Here is a 6394-nt window from a genome sequence, read left to right on the forward strand (position 1 = left end):
TAACTCCTAAGTTATGAGTCACCCCACCTCAACGCATCAACGCAGTTTAAGCCGCTAAATCTCCATTTTTGTGGTGACATAGCAAAGATGCCGTTGCCCGACATAAATTACCAGGTTTGACTTTTGTCATTTACTCGTTCGCGGCGACGAGACTTGGTTCCCTTGAAATCCCAGGTGAAACGAGACATTCTTGCCCCGTCTCGCCTTTTTTGTTTTTCGTAAATTTCCAAATCAAGTAAAAGGTTAAACTATATGCATTTAAAATTTGTAAAAAAGCATTTCGTTATGAACACCAGATTGTGCATATAGTAATTAATCTGTTTCATTGAAAGCGAAAACATGCCGAATAGCAGCTGCTACTCAACATGCAAACGCTTTAAATTCAGAAAAAACAAAACGGAGCATTCCAGTTTTCTGGGTGCTCCATTTTTTAATGATTAATTATGACGACGTTTCTTCAGACCAAACATTGCCATTATTGTACTTAGACTAGTTAAGCCCAGTCCCATGGCTGCTTTTGCTTGATTGTTATCATTACCGGTTTGTGGCAGTGCTGTCTCTTTTTCAGAATCAGCAGCTGCTGACCGTTCAGCTGTCACTGAATTACTTACTGTTGCCCGTTGCGTTGAATTACCTGGCACAGGAGAAATCGACTGATCGCGAGGTGTTGACGTTGCCAAATGTTTTGAATCGTTTGGCACAATCGAATCATTCGGTTGATCAGGCGCCGTCGGTATTGTCGGTTGCTTTGAATTATCAGACTGATTTGGCGTTCTCGGCTGTTCTGAATTATTTGGTACAGCTGGGTTCTTAGGCTGCTCCGGAGTAACTGGTATGACCGGTTTTTGACGTTTTTTAACATATACTACCGGTGTGTCTTTGCCGGGATTGGTTGGCACAACTGAATCGCCTGGCCGCTTATCTTTTGGCCGCCAACCATCAATGCTTGGCACGGTTGGATTCAAGACTTTGGTTGGATCATTTGGATCAGTCGTGTACGTCGGCGTGTCGGCACCTGGAATTGGCTTGCCGTTCGGATCAACTGGAATCAGCTTGCCATTTGGCGCGTAGGTCACCGTTTCTTTTACGTTTGGATTGTCAACCGTTGCTGTCAAGCCACCGGCAGCTTTCTTATCAGCGTGGTAGCCATTAATGACTGGCGTGTCTTCCGTACCAAAAGTCTTTGTACCAACCCAGCCGGTAGTTTTGATTACTTTATTAGTTACCTTGTCAATCGTATCCGTCTTACTGAAAGCATGCTTTTCAGTTTGAACCTTGTCAGTAGGAGTGTCGCTGCCCGCACCTGTGTAGTGGATGGTTTGAGTAGCGTCCTTGTAGCTTACCGTTTCTTTAATTGCGTGCTTTAAATGAACGACGAAATCATTGCCGGCCTTGGCGTAGGTCTGCTTTCCATCAGTGAAGTTACTAGAAACCAGTTCGTAGCCTTGATTTTCATAACCGTCGATCTTGTCTTTAGTAGAGTAGTTGATCTTGGAACCAACTGTACCCTTTTCAAGATTTTCACTGCTTAGTTCCTTGCCAGTCGTATCATCAATGTACTTGATCGTGCCAGAAACGACTTGAACATATGGTACCTTCGTGTCTTTACCCGGATCTTTTGGCGTAATTGATTCTCCTGGCTGTTTATCTTTTGGCTGCCAGTTATTGATGCTTGGCACAGTTGGATTCAAGACTTTGGTTGGATCATTTGGATCGGTCTTGTACGTCGGCGTGTCCGCACCTGGAATTGGCTTGCCATTCGGATCAACTGGAATCAGCTTGCCATTTGGCGCGTAGGTTACCGTTTCTTTTACGTTTGGATTGTCGACCGTTGCCGTCAGACCACCGGCAGTTTTCTTGTTGGCATGGTAGCCATTAATGACTGGCGTGGTCACCGTGTTAAACGTCTTAGTACTCCATGGCGTTATCGAAAGAATCTTACCAGTAACCTTATCAATCATAATAGTCCGCGTGAAGGCATCCTTTTGCCGCACAATATTGTCAGCTGGCGTCTTGTCGCCGGCACCAATGTAATGAATCGTTTGGCTGGCATCCTTGGCCAGGTTCTTGTGATCGACTTCCGTTGGGTAAACTGGGCTGTTCGGATCGTTAGGGTTGATTGGTTGGCCCGGTGTTACCGGATTAGGATCGTTAGGCGTGATGGTTTGCGTCTTGTGCTTTAGATGAACCACGAAGTCATTACCAGTCTTTTTGTAGACCTGACTGCCATCAGTAAAGTCGCTGGATACCAGTTCATAGCCTTGATCTTCGTAAGCCTTAATCTTATCAGCCGTTTTGTAATTGATTGTTGAACCAATCTTACCACTTGGCAAATTATCGCTATCAAGTTCTACACCAGTCGTGTCGTCAATGTACTTGATCGTACCGGAAACCGGGTTGTTGCTGTACGTTACCTTAACTGTCTTGTCGCCTTGATCTGGCGTAACGACTAGTGATGAAACGTTTGCAATATCAACCTTATCATAGCCTACTGAGCTTGGATCGGCTGACTTAACAGCTTCCAAAGTCTTATCGATTGGCGTCCAGGCCCGATTACCATTTTCAGTGTCAACCTTGCCATCATTGTTCGTGTCGTAGCCCAGAATCTTACCCGTGACCTTGTCAACGATCACAGTCCGCGTAAATTCAGCGGTTTGAACGTACGAGCCAGTCCCGTCTGGAGCACCATTAACCTTATTGCCGTCTTCATCGACATAGTTAATTGTCCGCTTTACCGTAGCAGTCAAGTCATTCTTGGCAACACCTTTTGGATATTTGGCATCGCCTTTAGGATTGATTGGTTGGCCTGGCGTAGCTGGATCATCTGGTGTAACTGACTTCGTGGCATGCTTTAGATGAACTTCGAAATCATTGCCTTCCTTGGCATAGGTTTGTTTTCCATCAGAGAAATTGTTGGAAACCAGTTCGTAGCCATGGTCTTTGTAGCTCTCAATCTTGTCTTTAGTAGTGTAGTTGATCTTGGAACCAACTGTACCCTTTTTAAGATTTTCACTGCTTAATTGCTTGCCCGTCGTGTCATCAACGTACTTGATCGTGCCGGAAACGACTTGGACGTATGGTACTGGCGTGTCTTGAGTTGGGTCTTTTGGCGTAATTGAATCGCCTGGCTGATTATCTTTTGGTTTCCAGCCATCGATGCTTGGCACAGTCGGATTCAGGACTTTGGTTGGATTGGTTGGATCGGTCTTGTACGTTGACGTGTTCGCTCCTGGAATTGCCTGATTGTTTTCATCAACTGGAATCAGCTTGCCAACCTTTTTATAGGTAAATGTCGCCGTTTGGTCGCCATTACCAAATTTGCCGCTGGTATTGTCCTGTTTTACTAAGACATAGCCGGGGATTACCTTGGCATCCTTGGTTACGTCAAAGCCATCACCATTTTTGTACGAGCTGCCCTTAGGAACACTTTGCAACAGTTCATGGCCAGCTTCGTCTACAAATTTCTCCGTCAGATGGTACCGATTCTGGGTATACACAACTTCATACGCGCGGTTAAGTGATGAACCATTAGGTAATACCGTTTCTCCGCCAACACTGGCCTGATCTGCCGTGTAACCCTCAACTGCTGGCGTTTTAATCGTGCCGTACGTTTTGTCGTTTGCATCCCATGTTGTGCCGGTAACTTTGCCATTGCCGTCATAGTTTACGGTCCCAGTAAATTTAACTGTTGCTTGATCGGCACTCAAACCTTCCATGAGGCTGTCCGTAATTGTGGATTGGTGAGTCTCATTGCCTTGATCGTCATAATCGGTCTCTTCAATCCGCCATTGCCACTTGCTATCCTGGTATACCGGCGTCTTAGTAATTTCTTTGACCAGCTTAGTCTTTTCTTGATCGTTATAAAACTTATAAGTGACGCTTTCTGTACCTTGTTTACGAACCTCGCTCTTTTGATAGTAGTAATTAATAACGTTCAAGCAGTCTTGATATGTATGATTTTTTAGATTATTACCAGTCTGCTTAACTAATTTCCAAGTCGTGCCATCCTGGTCAGTAATCTCTTGTGGTGCCGAGTAATCAAAAGCATCCTGTTTGCCATCTTGGTCTTGATCAGTATTTTGAAGACCATATGACTTGCCAATAAAGTTATGGGCAGTTTTGGTGTCTTTTAGCTTAATCGTAGTTGGATTGCCATTTTCATCAAGCTCATAGTAATTGACGGTTAAAGTCTTCAAATAAGCTACCGTATCCAAAACGGCTGGCGCAACCTTGCTGCCTTCAGCCATTTCACCTTTGACGGAAGGACCTGACGTTGCTATCGAAAGATCGAACCCTTCTTTTGGGACATCTAATTCAAGCAGAGCAACTACTTGATCGGTATTCTTAAATTTAGCATCATGATCACTGATGTCATTATAAGTCCGAGTAATTGCTAAATAACCATCATTAGTTTTTTGATAGGCCAAAGTCGCAGAATTATCAACTAGGACTCTATGAACTGCATTCTCACTAATCTCAATGGCTTCATTATTGTCAAGATCGGTAAAGCCTTCATGGATCTTCAAAGCAGTTGCCACGATATCGCCATTCTTAATCGCTTCAGCAACCGTTTCTTTCAAAGTACCATTCTGATTAACAAAATTATCAATATTAACTTCTTTAAAGAATTGAAGATGCGTATTGGCGAAATTGCCTCGTTTAGCTACCTGCCAGCCAGAACCAACATTAAACAAAAGATTGCCGCCGCCATCAAGCAGACCTTTTATCCCAAATGCCAGCAAGGCCTGCTCATTTGCATAGTTAACCGATTCCAGTGTCCATTTGACATCATAGTGCTCAATCGCGCCCGTAATTTGGTTGTACTTTTGCACGGCATTGCGCGCGTAAAAGTAAGTATTCGGGCCAAAATCGCTGACTTTGATCAGATGAGCATGACCTTTTGAACTATGAGTGGGATATTTTGAATCACCATTTAACTTATCATCATCCTGCAAAGTGCTGATGTCAACTTCTTTACCGTTGACATACAGATGTAGATCCTGAGTATGCATCAAATTTGGGGTATCACTATATTCTTGATCGTAGCCCTTGATTGTTGAAGGATCAATAACCTGATTCTCTGCCGCTGCTTTGTCAGTCGAAAAATCAGTCGTTATCGTTTTATCATAATTCTTGATTGAAGCGCCTTTAGTATCAGGCCAGTACTCTCCTGACTCATCGCTAATCGGATTACTGTCGCTGTTGCCAGTCACCGCTGATTGACTACGCGTAAAAGTCGTCTGAACTCCATTAACGTCATGATCAGTCTGTGCTTCACTTACCGCAGCCGTTGCCGGAGACGTTGAAGTTACAGCCGCCTGCGAGTCAGTAGTTGCTGACGTATCTTGGCTGCTCTTCAAAACATATGTATTGCCCGAAGCAGCTGATTCCCCAGTGCTGCTGACACCATTTTCTGCAGAGTCGGCAGGCGCGGACTGAGTGTCGGCATAGACAGAGCCTTGTGCGATAATCGCCGTTCCCAGCAAAACTGAAGCAACCCCAATGCTTAGTTTGCGCAGCCCCCAATGCTGGCGCTGATTAAAGCATTTTTCAATTATCTGCCGATAATTATTTTTCGAAACCAATTAAAAACACTATCCTTTAAATCAAAATTCTCCATCATCATCTGTTTCTGCGACCTTAGTGCATAAATCGTTATCATAGAAACAGTTAATGTATCAAATATTATCACCGTTTACTTTCATCAACAATTGTAGTGTTAGTGTTTACATTTATATTTAATAAAATATCACCGATTTACAAAAACGCTTTTCTTAATTTGTAATAATTATTTTTATATTCTTTTCATAATTAATACAACATATTTATTTTTAATTAAAAAATATATTCTTTATGCAGACCAAAATAATTTAATTGCTGATATGATCATTTGCACTCAAAAATTTACCGAAAAATAATTTAACCATTCACTCGATAATCATCCTCGCGTCATAAAAGTCTAAGCCGTTTTTTTGCTGCGGTTCAGGCTTTTCGCAAGTCCCCGTAATAATACAGATTGAAAAATATATAAAAAAATAAGGCATCTCGCTGCTTGGCAAGATACCTCATTTCATTATCTTAAAATACTAAACCATTAAACATTTTTATTTAATCTTCATGACGCTTCTTCTTAGAGCCAAAGCCCAGGCCAAGACCGGCTGCAAACATTGCTCCTGCCAATCCCAGTGCACTCTTTTCGTTGTTGGCGTTACCAGTCTGTGGCAGCTGTTGAGCCCCGGCGTTGTTTGGGGTTTGACCTGACTGACCGTTTTGAGCAGTTTGACCAGTCGTTGAACCACCGTTAGAAGCATTGCCGCCTTGGCCAGCTGCATTACCGGAACCAAGCTTCTTGTAGGTGATGTTGATCGTCGTGTCTTGGTCATTTGGCGTAACC

At 43.3% G+C, this 6394-nt stretch carries 2 protein-coding genes; both read right to left on the reverse strand.

Annotation, left to right across the window (positions count from 1 at the left end; all coding sequences use genetic code 11):
* Positions 1-437: 437 nt before the first annotated feature.
* Positions 438-5585, reverse strand: a complete 5148-nt coding sequence (locus FC47_RS09895; RefSeq protein ID WP_056968785.1) for a mucin-binding protein — start codon at positions 5583-5585, stop codon at positions 438-440.
* Positions 5586-6108: 523 nt separating this feature from the next.
* Positions 6109-6394 (reverse strand): LPXTG cell wall anchor domain-containing protein (locus tag FC47_RS09900; RefSeq protein WP_155519188.1); only part of this gene is annotated, 286 nt, incomplete at its 5' end.

This window comes from Limosilactobacillus mucosae DSM 13345 (assembly GCF_001436025.1).
Taxonomy (GTDB): domain Bacteria; phylum Bacillota; class Bacilli; order Lactobacillales; family Lactobacillaceae; genus Limosilactobacillus; species Limosilactobacillus mucosae.